Genomic DNA, 17709 nt, shown 5'->3' on the forward strand with positions numbered 1-17709 from the left:
GAGATGACCGTCCGATGTTCGAGTCTGTCCGCGATTCGGGCGGTGATGTGGAAGTTGGAGGCCCCTCACTTCTCAGTGCATATGAAAAAACCGGCGCGGAGCCGGCTTTTCCATTTTCGAGTGATCAATGGTCCGAACTTCGGCCATGTCCAAAGATCGACAAATGGATGCAGAGCTTCCGGGGCCTGGGCGCGATGGCTTGCTCAGAGATCGCAGCTGTCCCTGACAGGCGTCGAGCCAGATTCTGCGCGGAGAGGATCTGGATCAAGGCAAAGAACACGGACGCGCTCAGTCCGCCAAGCAGTACAGCACAGTAGATCCAGACAAGGCGCTGGGCTTTGACTTCCTCGTCGATCAAGCTGGAAAGCTCAGGGTCATTGAATACCTCGCACAGAATCTCCTGGTCTCGGCTGCTGGGCCAACTGGACGTCCCGTCGTTGCCTGGCCGCGTGGCATCCTTGCAGAGAGCATCCTTGTAGATGGTGGGATTTCCTTTGCGGATGCCTTCGCGTGGGGTGACATGATCGGCAGACAGCCAGATCTCGGTTCCCGTCTCCTTGAGTGATGTCATGAATTCCTTGTCGGTAGACATGCCGACGAAGAAGACTGCGGGCGTGAACAAGGCAAAGGCGAGCGCAAAAAACACGGGGGCGTGCCACGGGCGCGGCAGGGACTTCTCTCGCATCTTGAGCTCGACAATGTTGAAGGCTTTGCCGGCTCGGCTGATCAGTGACAACGGGACATCGTGGGCGAGGCCAAACGCGATGATCCGCTCGGCCTCTGCGGCTGTTTGCGCCTTGATGCCAGTGCTGAATCGGAACGCGAACAGTGAGGATTCATCCAGGATGTGCTGGTTGATTGCATCGTGGGTCAGGTCCCGTCTTGAGACAAATAGCCGGATCAATCGCAGCCTTATGTGATGGAGCGACTCCGCGCGGTAGCAGAGATACATGAGGCCTAGAAGAATCAGCGCAGGCCCTAACGTTCCGGCTGCGATACTGAACTTGGGTATCTCAAACAGCATGCTTCACTGATCCATGTTGAAGGGTGTTCAACGGGATCGGCTGAGGTGGGTCAAACTTTACTTGTGCGATGTGAGACTGCTCAGCTACGCGGCTGATCATGACACCTCGCATCATGCAGCTCCACACGAACACGCTCCGCCAGTTGCCGCGCAGCAAACAACAAGCCATCGCGATGACCATCACCCAGATGCTCGTGTGGCTGCCCCTGCACACGTGCACGCTCATCGGCATGCAGCAGCTCCAGTGCGGTGGCCAGCGCGGCCAATGAGCGGCTGATCGAGGCCACGCAAGGCGCACTGAGCATCTGCGTAGCGCAAGCCTGGCCGTCCTCCGCATCACCGATGCGGATCGCCTGCAGCTGGGCAAGGAACAGGGATTGATCCGTGGCGGGCGAGGCGTCGCGCAACGCGCACTCGATTTCTCGGGCAATGTCGTCGGGCACGTCGCTGGCAATATCGCCGATGAGCGCGTGCAGGCGGGGATGGAGGCTGGATCGATTGGTCATGGCGAAACCCTCACTGGCGTAAGGCCACCTTCTGCAAGGAAGGTGGCGGACGGTGCGGGTTGGCGTACCAAGGCAAACGAACTTCCATCGAGAAGAAGGCCTGGCGGATCGGACGATCCCCACGCACCGGCCGCCATGAAAGGCCAGCGGTGCATTCTCTCTGCTGTGGTGTGACCCGCAGCGATGGATGTTCATTTGTTTATTCGAGACGCCAATCCCGACCAAGGCAACGTGCCCCGGCAGGCCGAGCATCGGCGCGTTCCAGCACGAACGTCACTGAGGAAAGTTGCCATTCCACGGGAGATTTCACTTCTGTGAGCAGCACCACACACCACCTGCGCACGCGATCACCAACAGCGTGCGCTGACGATCTCCAACACGCGTAAGCAACCCACCAGTGCCCAGCGCCACCCGGCCGTTCGCGTCACAAACCCCAAATCCATCTTTACAACCGTTTTAAGACGGATATGTCGCATTTGCCCCTTCGGTACGACACCCCATGCGGATAGCGTTGTCACCAGACGTTTTCAACACGCGAGGGAGTGCCGATGTCTGCCCACTACGACAGCATGGTCGATCAGTACGTAGCCTATGCGGGGGCTTCGCCCACGCGCCCCATCGAAGTGCGCACCCTGCTGCAGCTGGCCGGCCCGCTGCAGGGGCGCGATGTGCTGGACCTGGCCTGTGGCTCGGGCTACTACGGCCGCGTGCTGCTGCGCCATGGCGCGCGCAGTGCGGTGGGCGTGGACCAGTCGCAGGGCATGATCGACTTCGCCCGTGCGCTGTCGCGGCACAGCAACGACGACATGCAGTTCCACACCCGTGACGTGCTGGACATGGCCGACATCGGTACGTTCGACATCGTGGTGGCGGCCTGGTTGTTCAACTATGCGGAGTGCCCGGCCACCCTGCAGGCGATGTTCGCTGCGGTGGAGCGCCACCTGAAGCCTGGCGGTCGGCTGGTGGTGCAGACCTTCAATCCCGATTACCGGCTGGCGCTGGGCGACTACGCGCAGTACGGGGTGAAGGTGCTGGAAGAACAGCCCTGGCAGGACGGTGCGCGGCTGCGCCTGCAGTTTCCCGGCACGCCGCCGGCGCAGGTCACCAACTATCGTTGGCCGCGCACGCACTACGAAGAGGCCGCCGTGCTGGCCGGTTTCGCGCGACCGCAGTGGCATGAGCCGCAGCTGGATGCCGAAGACGTGGCGCGCCATCCCCCCGGCTACTGGAACGACTACGTGCACAACTGCATGTCGGTGAACCTGCTCTGCCAGCGCTGAGCGGCACCGCTCAGGACGGAAGGGGGCGGGGCGCGCCGCAGGGGGTGGTTGCGACCTGCCTCCCTCCGTCCCCTTGCGCGGGCTTGGGTATGCTGGGGCGGCCTTCCTGCATGTGCCTGCCATGAACGAACGACGTACCGCGCTCATTTCCGCCCTGCGCAGCGCCGGCTGCAGCGATCCGGCCAGCTGGGCCGACAGCGAACTGCGCGAAGACATTCCGCAGTTCGCCCGCTTCCTGGTGCTGCGCGACGTGCATCGCTTGGCCGACGATGTCGATTCGGCGCTGGCCGAAACGCTGTTCGATCGCGATGATCTGGCCGACACCCTGCAGGCCCTGCGCAGTGCGGTGCCCGCCGCCGCGCTGGAGGCGTTGCTGCGCGCCTACGGCCAAGCGCTGGGCAACAGCTTCGTGATGGCGGTGGACGAAGGCCCGTCGATGCGCGAAGACGGCATGCCCGGGTGGGTACTGATGGAAACTGACGCAGATGACACGCCCAGCGGCCGCTTGATCCAGGGCCTGCACGAAGACTATCTGGACTTCGCAACGTCCGTCGCGCCGTAGTCTGCGGCGCCCGGCCCCCGTGCGCGCGGCGCCGGGCGTCTCGCCGGGTGATACCCGGTGCGGCCATGATGGCCCTCCCGTGAATGTCATCTGCGCTCGGCTATGATGGACGTCGAACTGAAGTGAGTACGCATATGGAAGTACGACTCACGCGCGAGCAGGTGCTCGCGCTGGCGCCGGATGCGGCGTCGGCCAAGGCCGGCGCTGCGCTGGCCATCGATGGCAAGTGGGGCCTGCTGGGCGCCGATGCCGAAGCCCTGTGGGGTGAATGCCAGGGCAGCGGTTCCAAGCCCTACCAGACCCAGGTGGACCTGGCCGCGCTGGTCAGCCGCTGCTCGTGCCCCAGCCGCAAATTTCCGTGCAAGCACGGCCTGGCGTTGCTGCTGTTGTACGCGTCGGGCAACCCGCGCTGCGTACCGCAGGCGCGTCCGGCGTGGGTGGATGAATGGCTGCAGGGTCGCCGCGATCGCTCCGCGCGCAAGGAAGCCGCCGCCGAAGCCGCGGCCAGTGCGCCGCCGCCCGATCCGCAGGCCGCCGCCGCTGCCGCCGGCAAGCGCGAACAGGGGCGCTGGGCGCGCATCGAAGCCGGCGCCGCTGAGCTTGAACGTTGGATCACCGACCAGTTCCGCCAGGGGCTGGCCAATCTTCCTGCCGATTTCGATGCCGATGCGCAGCGCATGGTCGCGCGCATGGTCGATGCGCAGGCGCCGGGCCTGGCCAGCCAGCTCGATGCGGCACTGGGCAGCGGTACGCGCGGGCTGGCACAGCTGGGTGAACTGGCCCTGCAACTGGGGCTGCTGCAACTGCTCACCCAGGCCGTGCCGCGCCGCGACAGCCTGACCGCTGCACGCGTGGCCGACCTGCGCGCCGCGCTGGGCTGGCCGCTGGAACGCGAGAGCGTGCAGCGCGACGGCGAAGCCGTTGCCGACCGCTGGCACGTGCAGGGGCAACGACTGATCGAACAGGCCGGCAACCTGATTGAACGCCGGGTCTGGCTGCAGGGCCTGGACAGCGGGCGCACCGCACTGCTGCAGGAATTCAGCCACGGTGGCCGCGGCTGGGACGCGCAATGGCTGACCGGCTGCGTGCACGCGGCAACGCTGCACTTCCACCCCGGTACGGTGCCGCTGCGTGCGTTGGCCAGCGATGTGCAGGCCGCCACGCCGGGCCCGGCCAGCGCACGGCCCGATACGCTGGAATCGGCAACGCAGCCCTATGCCGACAACCCCTGGTTGCCGCAGGTCGCGCTGCGCGTCAGTGATGTGCATGTGGCCCACGACGGCACGCGCAGCTGGTTGCAGCACGCCGAAGGCGCGTTGCCGCTGCAGTTGCCCGGCCTGCAGGCCTGGTCGTTGCTCGCCTTCGGCGGTGGCCAGGCGCTGTGCGTGATGGGCGAATGGGATGGGCAGACGCTGTTGCCGCTGTCGGCGTGGAATGCGCAGGGCGAGCGTTGGGAAAGGAGTGCGGCATGAACGAGGTCTGGTTGAAACCGGCATTGCTGGGCGTGGACCGACCGCAGGCCATCTGCACCGGTGGCGCGATGGACGATGTGCTGCAGGCCATCATCGAAGGGGCCGACGACCCGGCGCTGGCGTACAGCCGGCAGATGGGCGTGCTGGCCGCCTGCCGCCGCGCGGCCGCGCCGTTGGCAGCGGCGGTGGCGGTGCCCGCACTGGCCCCGCACGATCCGGCGGCCTTGCCAGCCGATCATGGTTGGGCGTCGCTGCTGGCCACCTTGTTCAACGCCGGCCATGCCGCGCCGTGGCTGAAGCGCCTGCGCCAGCAGGCCTGTGTGCGCCTGGCTGCGCAGGGCAGGCACCTGCCGGTGGCGGTGCTACCGGCTGCGCTCGACACGGGCGCGCGCTTCGCGGCGCTGCGTGACGTGCTGCGCCCGGTGCTGGGCGAGCGCGGGCGCTGGTTGGCGGCGTGCAACGACGAGTGGCGCTATGCGCTGGGCGGCGTCGCTCCTGTTGCCACGGCGCAGGACCTGGAACAGGTCTGGAACGAAGGCAGCAGCGAAGCCCGCCTGCAGGCGTTCCAGCAGCAGCGTGCGATCGATCCGGGCGCGGCGCGTGCGCGTCTGCAGCAGAACCTGAAGGAATTGCCGGCGCGCGATCGCGCGCTGTTCGTGGCGGCGCTGGGCAACGGCCTGCACGCCGACGATGAAGCGCTGTTGCAGGCACTGTTGAAGGACCGCAGCCGCGAGGTACGCGCGCTGGTGGGCCCGCTGCTGGCGCGACTGCCCGACAGCGCGCACGCGCGCTTCCTGCAGGCGCAGATGCAGGGCCTGCTGCAGGCCCAGCGCAGTGGACTGCTGCGGCGTAGCACCTGGCAGTTGCAGGCACCGGCGGCCGCGGAAGCGGGCTGGGCGGAGGCTGGCATCGACAGCAAGCGGCCCAACGGCGAATCGCTGGGCGAACGTGCCTGGTGGCTGTATCAGTTGGCCCGCCAGTGGCCGCTGCAGTGGTGGTGCCAGACCCTGGAAAAGACCCCCGAGGAGGTGCTGGCCTGGGCGCAGAAGACCGATTGGTTCGCCGCCCTGCTGCGCGCCTGGATCGAACAGGTGGATGCCGGTGAACCGGCCTGGGTGGAAGCGTTGATCGCGCACAAAGCCAGCTACCACCACAAGACCGCGTTGCTGGCGCTGTTGCCGGTGCAGCAGCGCGAGCGCCATTGGCCGGCCACGCTGGCCGAACTGCAGGCGCAGGGCCTGCTGCACACCGTTTTGGACAGCACCGAAGCGGCACAGGTGCTGGGCCCGGCCTATTCGCAGGCGCTGGCCCCGCAGGTGGGCGCGCTGCTGGGCGATGAACGCCTGCGCTACGACTACCTGCTGCGCGACCAGTTGCTGGAACTGCTGGCCGTGCTGCACCCGTCGGTACTGGCGCAGGTGCAGGTGGCCGAGCCGCCGGCCACGGCCACCGAGGCCATGCTGGCCTGCACGCAGCAGGCCCGCGCTCTGCTGCTCACCCGCCGCGCGCTGTACGCACCGATCTGACCCTTTCCCCCTTTTCGAATTGCCACTGGAGCCACCATGAGCACGACCGTCCTGCGCCAGCACGCCGAACACCAATACGCCCACGAGCTGGATGAACTGCGCCGGCAGGACAACCGCCAGCGCCCGGCCAACTGGACGCTGTCGCCGTGGGCGGTGGTGACCTATCTGGTCGGTGGCACGCTGGACAACGGTTTCGTGGTCAGCCCCAAGTACATCGGCGACCGTCGCCTGATGGAAATCGCAGTGGCCACCATCGCCACCGATCGCGCGTTGCTGCTGTTCGGCGTGCCGGGCACCGCCAAGTCGTGGGTGTCCGAACACATGACCGCGGCCATCAGCGGCGATTCCACCCTGCTGGTGCAGGGCACGGCCGGTACCAGCGAAGAGCAGATCCGCTACGGCTGGAACTACGCGCAGCTGCTGGCCAACGGCCCCAGCGAAAAGGCACTGGTGCCCAGCCCGCTGATGAACGCCATGCGCCTGGGCAAGATCGCGCGCATCGAAGAACTCACCCGCATTCCCGCCGATGTGCAGGACGCACTGATCACCGTGCTTTCGGAAAAGACCCTGCCGGTGCCCGAACTGGGCAGCGAGGTGCAGGCCGTGCGTGGCTTCAGCGTGATCGCTACCGCCAACAACCGCGACAAGGGCGTGAACGAGCTGTCCAGCGCGCTGAAGCGCCGCTTCAACACCGTCATCCTGCCGGTGCCGTCCAGCGAGCAGGACGAAGTGGCGATCGTGCTCAAGCGCGTGGCGGAGATGGGCAGCGCGCTGGACCTGCCCGCCGAGCCGCCGGCGCTGCAGGAAGTGGCGCGCGTGGTGCGCATCTTCCGCGAGCTGCGCAACGGCATCACCGAAGATGGCAAGGCCAAGCTGAAGAGCCCCACCGCCACCTTGTCCACCGCCGAAGCAATCTCGGTCATCAACAACGGCATGGCGCTGGCCGGGCACTTCGGTGATGGCGTGCTGCGCCCGGCCGACATGGCCGCCGGCATGATCGGCGCCATCGTGAAGGATCCGGTGCAGGACGCCCTGGTGTGGAAGGAGTACCTGGAAACGGTGGTGAAGGAACGCGACGACTGGAAGGATCTGTACCGCGCCTTCCGCGAACACGCCTGAGCAGGCCCACGCCGATGAGTGAAGGGATTTCCCTGTTCGGCATCCGCCACCACGGCCCGGGCTGCGCACGCAGCCTGCTGGCCGCGCTGCAGGCATTGCAGCCGGAGTGCGTGCTGATTGAAGGCCCTGCCGGCTGCGAAGACCTGCTGCCGCACGTGCTGGACGCCGACATGCAGCCGCCAGTGGCGCTGCTGTCCTACAGCGTGGACGATCCGCAACTGGCGGTGTTCCATCCCTACGCGCTGTACTCGCCGGAATGGCAGGCCCTGCAGTGGGCGCTGCGCAACGGCGTGGCCGTGCGCTTCATGGATGTGCCGGCGGCGCTGTCGCTGGAATGGCGCGCGCAGCCGCCGGCCGAACCGTTGCCGGAAGAGCCCGACGACCTGGACGACGCCGGCACGGCCGCACCGGACCCGGCCCACGCCGCCACAGCGCTGCAGCGCCCGGCCGATCCGCTGGACTGGCTGGCGCAGGCGGCCGGTCACGCCGACGGCGAGGCCTGGTGGAACTACATGGTGGAAGAGCGCGGTGACGGGCAGGGCCTGTTTGAAGCCATTGCCGAGGCGATGACCGCCGTGCGCGAACATACGCCGGCCTATCCCGGCCAGCGTGCGGAACAGGAAGCCGTGCGCGAGGCGCACATGCGCAGCGCGCTGCGCAGTGCCAGCAAGGAGTTCCAGCGCGTTGCCGTGGTCTGCGGTGCCTGGCATGTGCCGGCCCTGCAGCCGCAGGCGCTGCGCGCGAACACCGCCGCGGCCGACAACCGGCTGCTGAAGGGCCTGCCGCGGCGCCGCACGCAGAGCACCTGGGTGCCCTGGACCTACCGCCACCTGAGCACCGGCAGCGGTTACGGCGCCGGCGTGGACGCGCCGGGCTGGTACGACCATCTGTGGCGCAACGCCGGCGTGCACGGCCAGCGTGCGGTGGGCTGGTATGCGCGCGTCGGCCGCCTGCTGCGCGAGCACGGGCTGGATTGTTCCTCTGCACACCTGATCGAAGCCACCCGCCTGGCCGATACCCTGGCCGCGCTGCGCGGTCGCCCGGCGCCCGGGCTTGAAGACATTGCCGATGCCAGCCGCAGTGTCATCTGCAACGGCGATGACGCGCCCATGCGCCTGATCGCCGAGCATCTGCTGGTGGGCGAGGCGCTGGGCCAGGTGCCCGCCAGCGTGCCGGTGGTGCCGCTGCAGCGCGATCTGGAAGCGCAGCAGAAGCGCCTGCGGCTGAAGCCGGAGGCGCTGGAAAAGACTCTCGATCTGGACCTGCGCAAGGACAACGATCTGGCCCGCAGCCATCTGCTGCACCGGCTGGGCCTGCTGGGCATCGCGTGGGGGCGGCTGGCGCGTACCGGCCATTCGGCGCGCGGCACCTTCCATGAAATCTGGCAGCTGGCGTGGCAGCCGCATTTCGCGGTGGCGGTGGTGGAGGCCAGCCGCCACGGACAGACGCTGGTGGATGCGGCCGGTAACCACGCCATCGGCCAGGCGCGCCGCGCCGATGGCCTGGCCGAGGTATCCGCGCTGGTGGACCGCGTGCTGCTGGCCGATCTGCCGCACGCGGTGCAGGCCATCGCTGCGGAACTGGAGGCGCGCGCGGCCACGGCGGCCGATCCGCTGGCGCTGCTGGCCGCCTTGCCGCCGCTGGCCAACATCCATCGCTACGGCAACGTGCGGCAGACCGAAGGCGTGCAGGTGGCACACCTGTTCGACAGCATGCTGGAACGCGCAGGCGTCGGTCTGCTGGTAGCGGTAAGCGCGCTGGACGAAGCGCATGCCGAGCACGCCCGCGAGGTGCTGCTGGCGGCCGATCGTGCCGTGGCGCTGCGCAACGATGCCGAGCGCAGCGGGCACTGGCGGCAGGCGCTGCAGCGGGTGGCCCTGTCACCGGCCAGCAGCGCGCTGCTGCGCGGCGTCAGCCTGCGCCTGTTGTTCGACAGCGGCACGCTGGATGCGGGCGCCGTGCACGCGCAGCTGCAGCTGCAGCTTTCGGCAGGCGCCACGCCGCTGGAGGCTGCGCAATGGCTCGATGGTTTCCTCAACCGCAACGCCACCGTGCTGCTGCACGACGATGCGGTGTGGCAGATGATCGATGCCTGGGTGGTGGCGCTGGACGAGGACGCGCTGGTGCGCGTGCTGCCGCTGGTGCGGCGCACGTTCTCGGCGTTCGAAGCAGCCGATCGTCGCGACCTGGGGTCGCGCGTGAAGCAGGCGCCGGGCGCGCCGGTGGCGACCACCGCTGCGGCACCGGACTGGAACCGCGCACGCGCCGAACGCGCGCTGCCGATGCTGCGTGAACTGCTGGGAGTGCCCGCATGAGCCTTGAACGAGACGAAACGCTGCCGGCCACCACCTCGCGCGAACAGCGCTGGCGGTTGATCCTGGGCGAGCAGGCCGACGCGAGCTGCGGCGAGCTGCCCAAGGCATTGCAGGGCATCGACCAGGCACTGGCCGCGCTGTACGAGCCCGATGGCCAGGGCGGCCTGTCCCGGCGCGGTGGCCGCGGTGGTTCGGCGCCCAACGTCGCGCGCTGGCTGGGCGATATCCGCCGCTACTTCCCGTCGTCGGTAGTGCAGGTCATGCAGCGCGACGCGCTGCAGCGGCTGAACCTGACCCAGATGCTGCTGGAAAAGGAGATGCTGGAACAGGTGCAGCCGGACGTGCACATGGTGGCCAACCTGATTGGCCTGAGCCGGGTCATTCCGGCGCAGACCAAGGAAACCGCACGCATGGTGGTGCGCGCGGTGGTGGACGATCTGCTGGCGCGGCTGGAAGAGCCGATGCGCACGGCGGTCAGTGGGGCGCTGGACCGTGCACGCCGCAACCGGCGCCCACGCCTGGCCGAGATCGACTGGCACCGCACCATCCGCAGCAACCTGCGGCACTGGCAGCCGGAACTGCGCACGGTGGTGCCGCAGGAACTGGTGGGCTATGGCCGCAAGGCGCGCAAGCCGCAGCGCGAAGTGCTGCTGTGCATCGACCAGAGCGGCTCGATGGCCGCCTCGGTGGTGTATTCCAGCATCTTCGGTGCGGTCATGGCATCGCTGCCGTCGGTCTCCACCCGGCTGGTGGTGTTCGACACCGAAGTGGTGGACATGAGCGAGCAGCTGGATGATCCGGTGGACATCCTGTTCGGCGTGCAGCTGGGCGGCGGGACCGACATCCACCGTGCGGTGAGCTACTGCCAGGGCCTGATCCGCGAACCGCACAGCGCCATCCTGGTGCTTATTTCCGATCTGTACGAAGGCGGGGTGGAGGAGAAACTGCTGGCGCGCGCGCGTGAGCTGGTCGAATCGGGCGTGCAGTTCATCGTGCTGCTGGCACTGAGCGATGAAGGCCGCCCGTCCTACGACCAGCAACTGGCGGCCAAGCTGGCCGCGCTGGGCGTGCCGTCGTTCGCCTGCACGCCCGATGCGTTCCCTGGTCTGATGGCCGCGGCGATCCGCCGCGACGACATCAACCAGTGGGCCGGCGCCAATGGCCTGCTGGCCACCCGCGCCGAATGAGGGTCAGGCCTTCAGCCAGCGCGGCGCCACCGCCACGCCCAGGAAAGCCACCGCCACGCCGATGAAGGCGCCCACCAGCCCCACATGGTGGGCGGCGAAGCCGATCAGCACCGGCCCGGCCAGCACGCCGGCGTAGCCCAGCGTGGTGACCGCGGTGATCGCCACGCCCTCGGGCATGCGGGTCTGGTTGCCGGCCAGCGAGAACAGCGCCGGCACCACGTTGGCGCAGCCCAGGCCCAGCATCACGTAACCGACCAGCGAGGCCTGCCACGGCGTGACCAGGGTCAGCACCAGCACGCCCGCCGCGCCCAGCAGGCCGCCCAGCACGATGGCGCGGTGCCGCCCCAGGTGGTCCACCACGCGGTCACCGAACAGGCGCGCCACAGTCATGCTCAGGGCGAAGGCGGCATAGCCCAGGCCAGCCAGCGTCGGTGCCACGCCGCGCACATCGGTCAGCAGCAGCGCGCTCCAGTCCAGCATGGTGCCTTCGGCCAGGAATGCCACGAACGCCAGCACGCTGATGAACAGCACGATGCCGCGCGGCCAGGCCAGGAAGGGGCCCTCATGCGCGACCCGTTCGTTGCGCCAGTGGCGCAGGGCGGGCAGGGCGATCAGCACCATCACCGCGCAGCCCACCAGCACTGCCGGCAGCAGCGGCAGCCAGGCCCCCAGCAGCAGCGTGCTGGCCGCACCGACGAAGCCGCCGATGCTGTAGAAGGCGTGGAAGCCGGACATCATCGCGCGCCGCGATTCGCGTTCCACCACCACCGCCTGCACGTTCATGGTGCAGTCCATGGCACCCACGCCGGCACCGAACACGAACAGGATCGCGCCCAGCGCCCAGGGCGAGGACGCCACCGCCAGCCACGGCAGGGACAGGCAGATCAGCGCGCTGGTGGCGATCATCACCGTGCGGCAGCCCAGCCGGGCCGCCAGCACGCCGGCCAGCGGCATGGCCAGCAGCGAACCGGCGCCCAGGCCGAGCAGGATCAGGCCCAGGGTGGCGTCGTCCACCCCGCTGCGGGCCTTGGCAAAGGGCACCAGGGTGGCCCAGATGGCGGTGGCGAAACCGGGAATGAAGAACGCAGCACGGGTGGCGTGCTGCTGCGCGCGGGGCGAGGAAACAGGCGTCATGGAAGAACCGGACAAGGGGGTCAGGAATGCGTGGGATGCACGGCGATGCCGGCGGCACGGAAGCGTTCGGCCAGCGCGGCCGGGGCGGAGGTGGTCAACACCAGATCGTCGATCTCATCCAGCGCAGCCACCTGCCACACGCCACGCGCGCCCAGCTTTTCGGTGGTCGCGGCCACGATCACCCGGCTGGCGCAGGCCAGCATCGCGCGCTTCAACGTGGCTTCCTCGCCATCCATCGCCCACACGCCGGTATCGGCATCGACCGCGCAGGCGCCAGGCAGGTACACATCGGCGCGCAGCCGCTGCACCTGGGCCAGCGCTTCGGCGCCCACCGCACCGCCGCCCTCGGCCAGGCGGCCGCCGACCAGGTGCACGGTGGTGCCGGCCTGCCACGCCGCCGCCGTGGCGATCTGCGGCGCATTGGTGATGACCGTCAGCGCCAATGCGCCGGGCAGCTGCTGGGCGATGGCCTGGTTGGTCGAACCGGCATCGATCAGCAGTACCTGGCCGGGCTGCAGCAGGGTCACCACGCGTGCGGCCAGTTCGGCCTTGTCGCCGCGGTCCTGGGTCAGCCGTTCGCGCAGCGGCGCCGGCTTCGGTGCCGGCAGCACGGCGCCGCCGTACACACGCTGGCACAGCCCCTGGGCCGCCAGTTCGCGCAGGTCGCGGCGGATCGAATCTTCGGACACGGCATAGCGGCGCGCCAGGTCGGCGGCCACCACGCGGCCCTGCTGGCGCAGTTCGTCCAGGATCAGCTGGGTGCGCTGGGCGGGGAGAGTGGGCTCGGCTGTCATGGGGTGAATCGTGAATGATCGTGCATGAATGTGCAATAACGGGCATTCGTGCCGAGTGCGCAGACGCTTTGCGCGCAGACGCTTTCCGGGCGGCACCTGCGCAAGCCGCTGCAGTGCCGTCCTGTGCCATGATCGAAATTCGGACGCGAAGGGGGCTTCGACGATCGCGGTGTCCACTTCGGCAGGATGGTCCGAAGGCAAGCCTGACCCGCAGCGCGGGAACGGCTTCAATTGCTGTAATCAATCAACGTAAATGGAGCATGGATGAATTACGTTTCGATAGGTCTGATTGCATTGGGCCTGGTTGCTGTTTCCGCTGAAGCCGAAGCGAAAGGTCGGCGTCTTTACAACTTCCCCAGCACGACCACGGTGTCTGCCTCCAACACGGTTCCCACCGCGGGGCAGACCATCACGCTGACCGCAAAGGTGCAGGCGCAGGCGCTGGGGTTGTACTTCATACCGGGCAACGATGCGCTGGGCGGCCACGTCGACTTCAAGGTCAATGGGCAGGCCGTGGGGCGCGCACAGATCAGTACGGCCAATACCCCCGTGGTGGGGCAGGTGGTCGATGTGGATCCTGCCTGCTGGGCGGCCACGCGTGATCAGCTGTTCTGCACGTATCGCTACGTTTATGGCCAGCAGGCCAACGTGTCGATCAGCTATCAGGTACCTGCGGGCTTCACCACTGCATCGGTCACTGCCTCGTTCACCGGCGACGGCAATTTCTCGACGGCCTCCACGTCCGCACCGGTCGAGATCCGCAACATTCCCACGTTTGGCGAAATCCGCGGCATGAACAACCGCTGCCTGGACGCGGAAGCGGCGGGCGTGGCGCCGGGAACGGCCATCCAGATGTGGGATTGCGGCGTGGGCGTCGTGCAGCAGCTGTGGACGATCAAGCCCGGCAAGTCCACCATCACCGGCGTGCAGAGCGGCCGGGTCTGGGACATGGTCGGCTACGGCACCGGTGAGGGCACCCGCCTGCAGCTTTACGATGCCCACGGCGACTGGAACCAGTCCTGGAAGTTCACCCGTACCTCGATCTATGGCATCAGCAACAAGGTGCTGGATGCCACGGGTGCGTCCAGTGCCAATGGCACCAAGATCCAGCTGTACGACAACGCGGGCACCGATAACCAGTTGTGGGAATTCGATCCCGCCAACGGGCAGATCACCGGTGTAGGCGGCAAGTGCCTGGATGTCGAGGGCGCCAACACCGCTGACGGCACGCTGGTACAACTGTGGGATTGCTCGGGCGTGCCCCAGCAGAAGTTCGAACTGGGCGCCAACGGTTCGATCCGCGGGCTGGGTGGAAAGTGCCTGGAGGCCGCGAACGGCGGTACCCACAACGGCAATGCCATCCGCATGTGGACCTGCAATGGTGGCCAGCACCAGACCTGGCGCCTGTCGGGTGAGATCCGCAATCCGCAGACCAACATGTGCCTGGATGATCCGGAGTTCGGCAACGTTCCCGGTTCGAAGGTGCACATGTGGACCTGCCATGGCGGGCAGAATCAGCGCTGGGAGTACTCCTCGTACTGATGTAGGGCAGTGGTAGGCAGCGGGCTGCGCGCGGTAACCGGGTGCAGCCCGCTTCTGTCGCCTGCGGCATGGCGGCAGCGATACGCCAGGCATATCGTGCACGCCGGTCAACAGTATTGGCGGCGCTACAGCCGCCGGCGCGATGCTGGGCGGATGAAGCCGATTTCCCTTGTTTCCTTTGCAGGCCAGGTTGGACTGGTGACCGGCGCGGCCGGTGGCCTGGGCCTGGCCTACAGCCGCCTGCTGGCCGAGCGCGGCGCCCACGTCGTGATGCACGACATCGGTGCGGGCCTGGATGGCACCGGCAGCGACCCGCAGCGCATCGGCCAGTGCGTGCAGGCGCTGCAGGCGCAAGGCCTGGCCGTGGAAGCGGCCAGTGGTGCGATCGACCAGCGCGAGAGCTGCCATGCGCTGGTGCGCGACATCCTGCAGCGGCATGGCCGCCTGGACTTCCTGATCCACAACGCCGGCTGGGTGGCCTACCAGGGCGTGGAAAGCATCGACGATGCCGCGCTGGAGCAGATGCTGTGCGTGGCCGCCAAGACACCGCTGTGGCTGGCGCAGGCCGCGTGGCCTGCCATGCGCGAGGCCGGTGGTGGCCGCATCGTGATCACCACTTCCGACCGCGCGCTGTACCCGCAGTACGCGCAGCGCGGGCTGTCGGCCTATGCCATGGCCAAGCTGGCAGCCCAGGGGCTGGTGAACGTGCTCGCGCTGGAGGGGGCCGAGCATGGCATCGTGGTCAATGCGGTTTCGCCGGTGGCCAAGACGCGTATGTGGGGCATCGAAGGCGAACCCGACGAACTGCATCCTGCCGCCGTCGCCACCGGTGTCGCGTTCCTGGCATCCACGCGCTGCCGGCAGGGCGGCTGGATCCTGCGCGCCAGCAATGGCCAGTTCCATGCGCTGCGGCTGCAGGAAGCCGAGCATGTCGCGTATCCGCGCGATCTGCGCGCGGTGCAGGCCGACAGCATCGAGTCGGTGGCCCTGCAGTGGCCGGCGATCGCAAGGCCCAGTGTCGACGCGCGCGGCTGAGCGCGTACCCTAGGCGGGTCTCTTGAACCGGCCCTGCCATGATCGACCTGCGTCTGCTCCGCCAGTTCGTGGCGGTGGCCGAGGAACTGCATTTCCACCGCGCCGCTGCCCGCCTGCACATGTCGCAGCCACCGCTGACGGCCGCCGTGCGACGCCTGGAAGAAGAGCTCGGCGCCGAGCTGATCGTGCGCGGCAATCGCACGCTGGGGCTGACCACGGCCGGCAGGACGCTGCTGGTTGAAGCGCGGGCGACCCTGCTGCAGGCCGACCAGGCGGTGCAACGCACGCGCGAAGCGGCGGCCGGGCAGATCGGCAGCCTGCGCGTGGGCTACGTGGGCAGCGCCCTGTATGGGCGCCTGCCCAGCTTGATCCGGCGCTTCCGCCAGGCCTTCCCGCAGGTGCGCTTGCACCTGCAGGAAGCGACCTCGCGGCAGCAGCAGCATGGGTTGCGCGAATGCAACGTGGATGTCGGCGTGCTGATTCCGCCGATCATCTCGGCTGAGCTGCGCCTGCAGCCGTTCGACGTCGACTGCCTGGCCATTGCCTTGCCGCGCGGGCATCGCCTGGTCGCGCAGCCTGCACTGAGCGTGGCCGCGTTGGCCGACGAAGCGTTCGTGTCCTGGCCCTCGGCCGAAGGCGTCGGCTTCCACGCGCAGGTGCTGGGCCTGTGCACGGCCGCGGGCTTCACTCCGCGGGTGGTACAGGAGGCGCATGGCATGCACGCGGTGTTGTCGCTGGTGGCGGTGGAGGCGGGCGTGGCCATCGTGCCGGCCAGCATGGCCGGCTTCCGTCCTGATGAAATCGTCTATCGCGTGATCGAAGGAAGCGCGGCGCGTTTCGAACTGCAGCTGTGCACGCGCCCGGAACTGCCCGCGCCGGTGTTGCAGCAGTTCCTGGACATGGCGGTTGCGGAACATCTGGCGTGATCGACTCGATGCGCGTGGGGACGGTGTCGCGCGCAGCCCGAATCCGCGCGTGTGATGGCCTTCAGCCGCTGCGGCCGGCACGCGCGAAGCGCTGATTCTGCAGGGGCACGGCATCGCCTCAGCAGCCGCTGGAAAAACCCCCGCTGTTGCAGCGGCAATTTCCTACATACAACCCGCGCCGTGCAGGCAAGTCTGTGCGTGCCGGTTCCGTGGGATCGGTTGGGATTGGCGTCCCACAATCAACTCTGGCGCAGCACCGGCGCACGTCACGGACGGCGTGCCTGGCTGTTGCGAACCACTGTCTGTGGTGGGCGATGTGTGGGGATCATGACGGTCCGCCGGTCAGTCCAGAGTTGTCCGGTACGCCAACCCGCATCGCCCGCCGCCCGTCCGCACCTCGTCGCGGACGTGTCGGTTGCGCCTGCTCGGGGGCAGTGCGCAGCGCGCCTGGGGAGTGGCGGCGGGCGGTGCATCTACGGCACTAGGGCAGCAGCTGGCGCGCCATGCGGAAGATGTCACTGACGGCATACAGGCCATCGTGTCGTGCCAGATGGGCGTTGTCCGGCCCGTGTTCAACGCCGCTGGCCAGCAGGCGGAACTGGTGGGCCGGGTCGGGTTGCTGCTGCAGACCGTACAGGGCGTGGCGGTCCACGTAGTCGCGGCCGTCGTTCAGGCGTTCACCGCGGGCGACGACGCCCTGCAGCTGTTCCCATGCCAGCGGCGTGTCCTGTGCAATGTCGTAGAACTCCACGATGGGCGCATCGCCGTTGATCTTCAGCACGTAGAAGGCGTGGTGGTGTCCGGCCACCTGCATGCCCACGACATCGCCAGCGCGCCAGGCGGTATTCGCCTTCGGCACCGACGGGCGCCGTGCCGGCATCAACGGCGCGCTGCGCAGCAACGCTTCAATCTCGGCGCTGCGACGGTGGAAGGTGTCGTTCAAGGCCACCGCCGCATTCAGGGCCGCGATGGCCGTGATCGCATCGCCGGTCAGCCGCACATCGGCAAACCCCTGCCGGTGCAGGCACACGGCCAGTGCAAGCGCGGTCTTGCGCACGTACAGCGGCGCTACCTCGGAAGGAGCCGCGTGCAGGATGCAGTTCCAACGCAGCAGCACGGTGTCGATCACCTCGGCGCCTATCTGCGCCTGCGCGCGCTCAGCCGCCTGCGGCCCCAGCCGTGCCCAGTGCGCGCAGCGCTTTACGTCGCTGTCGATCGCTTCGACCAGATTGGCCGCGGCAAGAAGTTTCAGTACGTCCGGGTGTTTGATCGCCATGCGCCTACGCG

The 17709-nt window shown here is 68.0% G+C and carries 15 protein-coding genes; 10 read left to right on the top strand and 5 right to left on the bottom strand.

The genetic code is table 11. The annotated features are described in order from the left end of the window. Window positions 1-124 precede the first annotated feature (124 nt). Both C1930_RS05155 and C1930_RS05160 read right to left on the bottom strand, forming a co-directional pair. The gene (locus C1930_RS05155) at window positions 125-1024 is read right to left on the bottom strand and encodes a DUF6216 family protein (protein WP_108771224.1); all 900 of its coding nucleotides are present in this window, start codon (window positions 1022-1024) and stop codon (window positions 125-127) included. Window positions 1025-1104: 80 nt separating this feature from the next. Next, window positions 1105-1530, bottom strand: a complete 426-nt coding sequence (locus C1930_RS05160) for a hypothetical protein (RefSeq protein ID WP_108771225.1) — start codon at window positions 1528-1530, stop codon at window positions 1105-1107. Between the two features lie 548 nt (window positions 1531-2078). Here C1930_RS05160 and C1930_RS05165 point away from each other — a divergent pair. From C1930_RS05165 to C1930_RS05195, 7 genes are all read left to right on the top strand, one after another. Then, window positions 2079-2810, top strand: a complete 732-nt coding sequence (locus C1930_RS05165; protein ID WP_108771226.1) for a class I SAM-dependent methyltransferase — start codon at window positions 2079-2081, stop codon at window positions 2808-2810. A 121-nt stretch (window positions 2811-2931) separates the two neighbouring features. Next, window positions 2932-3372: a hypothetical protein gene (locus tag C1930_RS05170; RefSeq protein ID WP_108771227.1), complete on the top strand. Its 441-nt coding sequence runs from the start codon at window positions 2932-2934 to the stop codon at window positions 3370-3372. Between the two features lie 134 nt (window positions 3373-3506). Further along, entirely contained in the window at window positions 3507-4844 is a 1338-nt protein-coding gene (locus C1930_RS05175) for an SWIM zinc finger family protein (protein ID WP_108771228.1), read from the top strand. Continuing rightward, window positions 4841-6370: a DUF5691 domain-containing protein gene (locus C1930_RS05180; RefSeq protein WP_108771229.1), complete on the top strand. Its 1530-nt coding sequence runs from the start codon at window positions 4841-4843 to the stop codon at window positions 6368-6370. Before C1930_RS05175 ends, C1930_RS05180 begins: the two co-directional genes overlap by 4 nt. A gap of 36 nt (window positions 6371-6406) precedes the next feature. Further along, window positions 6407-7489, top strand: coding sequence for an AAA family ATPase (locus C1930_RS05185; RefSeq protein ID WP_108748761.1), 1083 nt, complete (start codon window positions 6407-6409; stop codon window positions 7487-7489). 14 nt (window positions 7490-7503) lie between these two features. Further along, the gene (locus C1930_RS05190) at window positions 7504-9804 is read left to right on the top strand and encodes a DUF5682 family protein (RefSeq protein ID WP_108771230.1); all 2301 of its coding nucleotides are present in this window, start codon (window positions 7504-7506) and stop codon (window positions 9802-9804) included. After that, entirely contained in the window at window positions 9801-10991 is a 1191-nt protein-coding gene (locus C1930_RS05195) for a VWA domain-containing protein (RefSeq protein WP_108755560.1), read from the top strand. The genes C1930_RS05190 and C1930_RS05195 overlap by 4 nt, the downstream gene beginning before the upstream one ends. A gap of 3 nt (window positions 10992-10994) precedes the next feature. Here the strand turns inward: C1930_RS05195 and C1930_RS05200 are convergent, their stop codons facing one another. Together C1930_RS05200 and C1930_RS05205 are read right to left on the bottom strand one after the other, a co-directional pair. Then, window positions 10995-12125, bottom strand: coding sequence for an MFS transporter (locus C1930_RS05200; protein ID WP_108755561.1), 1131 nt, complete (start codon window positions 12123-12125; stop codon window positions 10995-10997). A 20-nt stretch (window positions 12126-12145) separates the two neighbouring features. Continuing rightward, the gene (locus C1930_RS05205; protein ID WP_108771231.1) at window positions 12146-12919 is read right to left on the bottom strand and encodes a DeoR/GlpR family DNA-binding transcription regulator; all 774 of its coding nucleotides are present in this window, start codon (window positions 12917-12919) and stop codon (window positions 12146-12148) included. Between the two features lie 369 nt (window positions 12920-13288). On the opposite strand from C1930_RS05205, the gene C1930_RS05210 reads away from it, so the two are divergent. The 3 genes from C1930_RS05210 to C1930_RS05220 all read left to right on the top strand — a co-directional run bounded on the left by C1930_RS05210 (window position 13289) and on the right by C1930_RS05220 (window position 16422). Next, window positions 13289-14461: a ricin-type beta-trefoil lectin domain protein gene (locus C1930_RS05210; RefSeq protein ID WP_234412739.1), complete on the top strand. Its 1173-nt coding sequence runs from the start codon at window positions 13289-13291 to the stop codon at window positions 14459-14461. Between the two features lie 153 nt (window positions 14462-14614). After that, window positions 14615-15496, top strand: a complete 882-nt coding sequence (locus C1930_RS05215) for an SDR family oxidoreductase (protein WP_108755564.1) — start codon at window positions 14615-14617, stop codon at window positions 15494-15496. Between the two features lie 38 nt (window positions 15497-15534). After that, window positions 15535-16422, top strand: coding sequence for a LysR family transcriptional regulator (locus C1930_RS05220; protein WP_108755565.1), 888 nt, complete (start codon window positions 15535-15537; stop codon window positions 16420-16422). A gap of 481 nt (window positions 16423-16903) precedes the next feature. On the opposite strand, the gene C1930_RS05225 is transcribed toward C1930_RS05220, so the two are convergent. Beyond that, the gene (locus tag C1930_RS05225) at window positions 16904-17698 is read right to left on the bottom strand and encodes a hypothetical protein (RefSeq protein WP_108771233.1); all 795 of its coding nucleotides are present in this window, start codon (window positions 17696-17698) and stop codon (window positions 16904-16906) included. Window positions 17699-17709 lie beyond the last annotated feature (11 nt).

The sequence above is a fragment of the Stenotrophomonas sp. SAU14A_NAIMI4_8 genome (assembly GCF_003086695.1).
In the GTDB taxonomy this organism is placed as follows: Bacteria; Pseudomonadota; Gammaproteobacteria; order Xanthomonadales; family Xanthomonadaceae; genus Stenotrophomonas.

Coding starts and splice junctions, on each gene's coding strand:
- C1930_RS05155 (WP_108771224.1), bottom strand. CDS start 1,024: ATGCTGTTTGAGATACCCAAGTTCAGTATCGCAGCCGGAACGTTAGGG.
- C1930_RS05185 (WP_108748761.1), top strand. CDS start 6,407: ATGAGCACGACCGTCCTGCGCCAGCACGCCGAACACCAATACGCCCAC.
- C1930_RS05170 (WP_108771227.1), top strand. CDS start 2,932: ATGAACGAACGACGTACCGCGCTCATTTCCGCCCTGCGCAGCGCCGGC.
- C1930_RS05165 (WP_108771226.1), top strand. CDS start 2,079: ATGTCTGCCCACTACGACAGCATGGTCGATCAGTACGTAGCCTATGCG.
- C1930_RS05215 (WP_108755564.1), top strand. CDS start 14,615: ATGAAGCCGATTTCCCTTGTTTCCTTTGCAGGCCAGGTTGGACTGGTG.
- C1930_RS05180 (WP_108771229.1), top strand. CDS start 4,841: ATGAACGAGGTCTGGTTGAAACCGGCATTGCTGGGCGTGGACCGACCG.
- C1930_RS05160 (WP_108771225.1), bottom strand. CDS start 1,530: ATGACCAATCGATCCAGCCTCCATCCCCGCCTGCACGCGCTCATCGGC.
- C1930_RS05190 (WP_108771230.1), top strand. CDS start 7,504: ATGAGTGAAGGGATTTCCCTGTTCGGCATCCGCCACCACGGCCCGGGC.
- C1930_RS05175 (WP_108771228.1), top strand. CDS start 3,507: ATGGAAGTACGACTCACGCGCGAGCAGGTGCTCGCGCTGGCGCCGGAT.
- C1930_RS05195 (WP_108755560.1), top strand. CDS start 9,801: ATGAGCCTTGAACGAGACGAAACGCTGCCGGCCACCACCTCGCGCGAA.
- C1930_RS05220 (WP_108755565.1), top strand. CDS start 15,535: ATGATCGACCTGCGTCTGCTCCGCCAGTTCGTGGCGGTGGCCGAGGAA.
- C1930_RS05225 (WP_108771233.1), bottom strand. CDS start 17,698: ATGGCGATCAAACACCCGGACGTACTGAAACTTCTTGCCGCGGCCAAT.
- C1930_RS05200 (WP_108755561.1), bottom strand. CDS start 12,125: ATGACGCCTGTTTCCTCGCCCCGCGCGCAGCAGCACGCCACCCGTGCT.
- C1930_RS05205 (WP_108771231.1), bottom strand. CDS start 12,919: ATGACAGCCGAGCCCACTCTCCCCGCCCAGCGCACCCAGCTGATCCTG.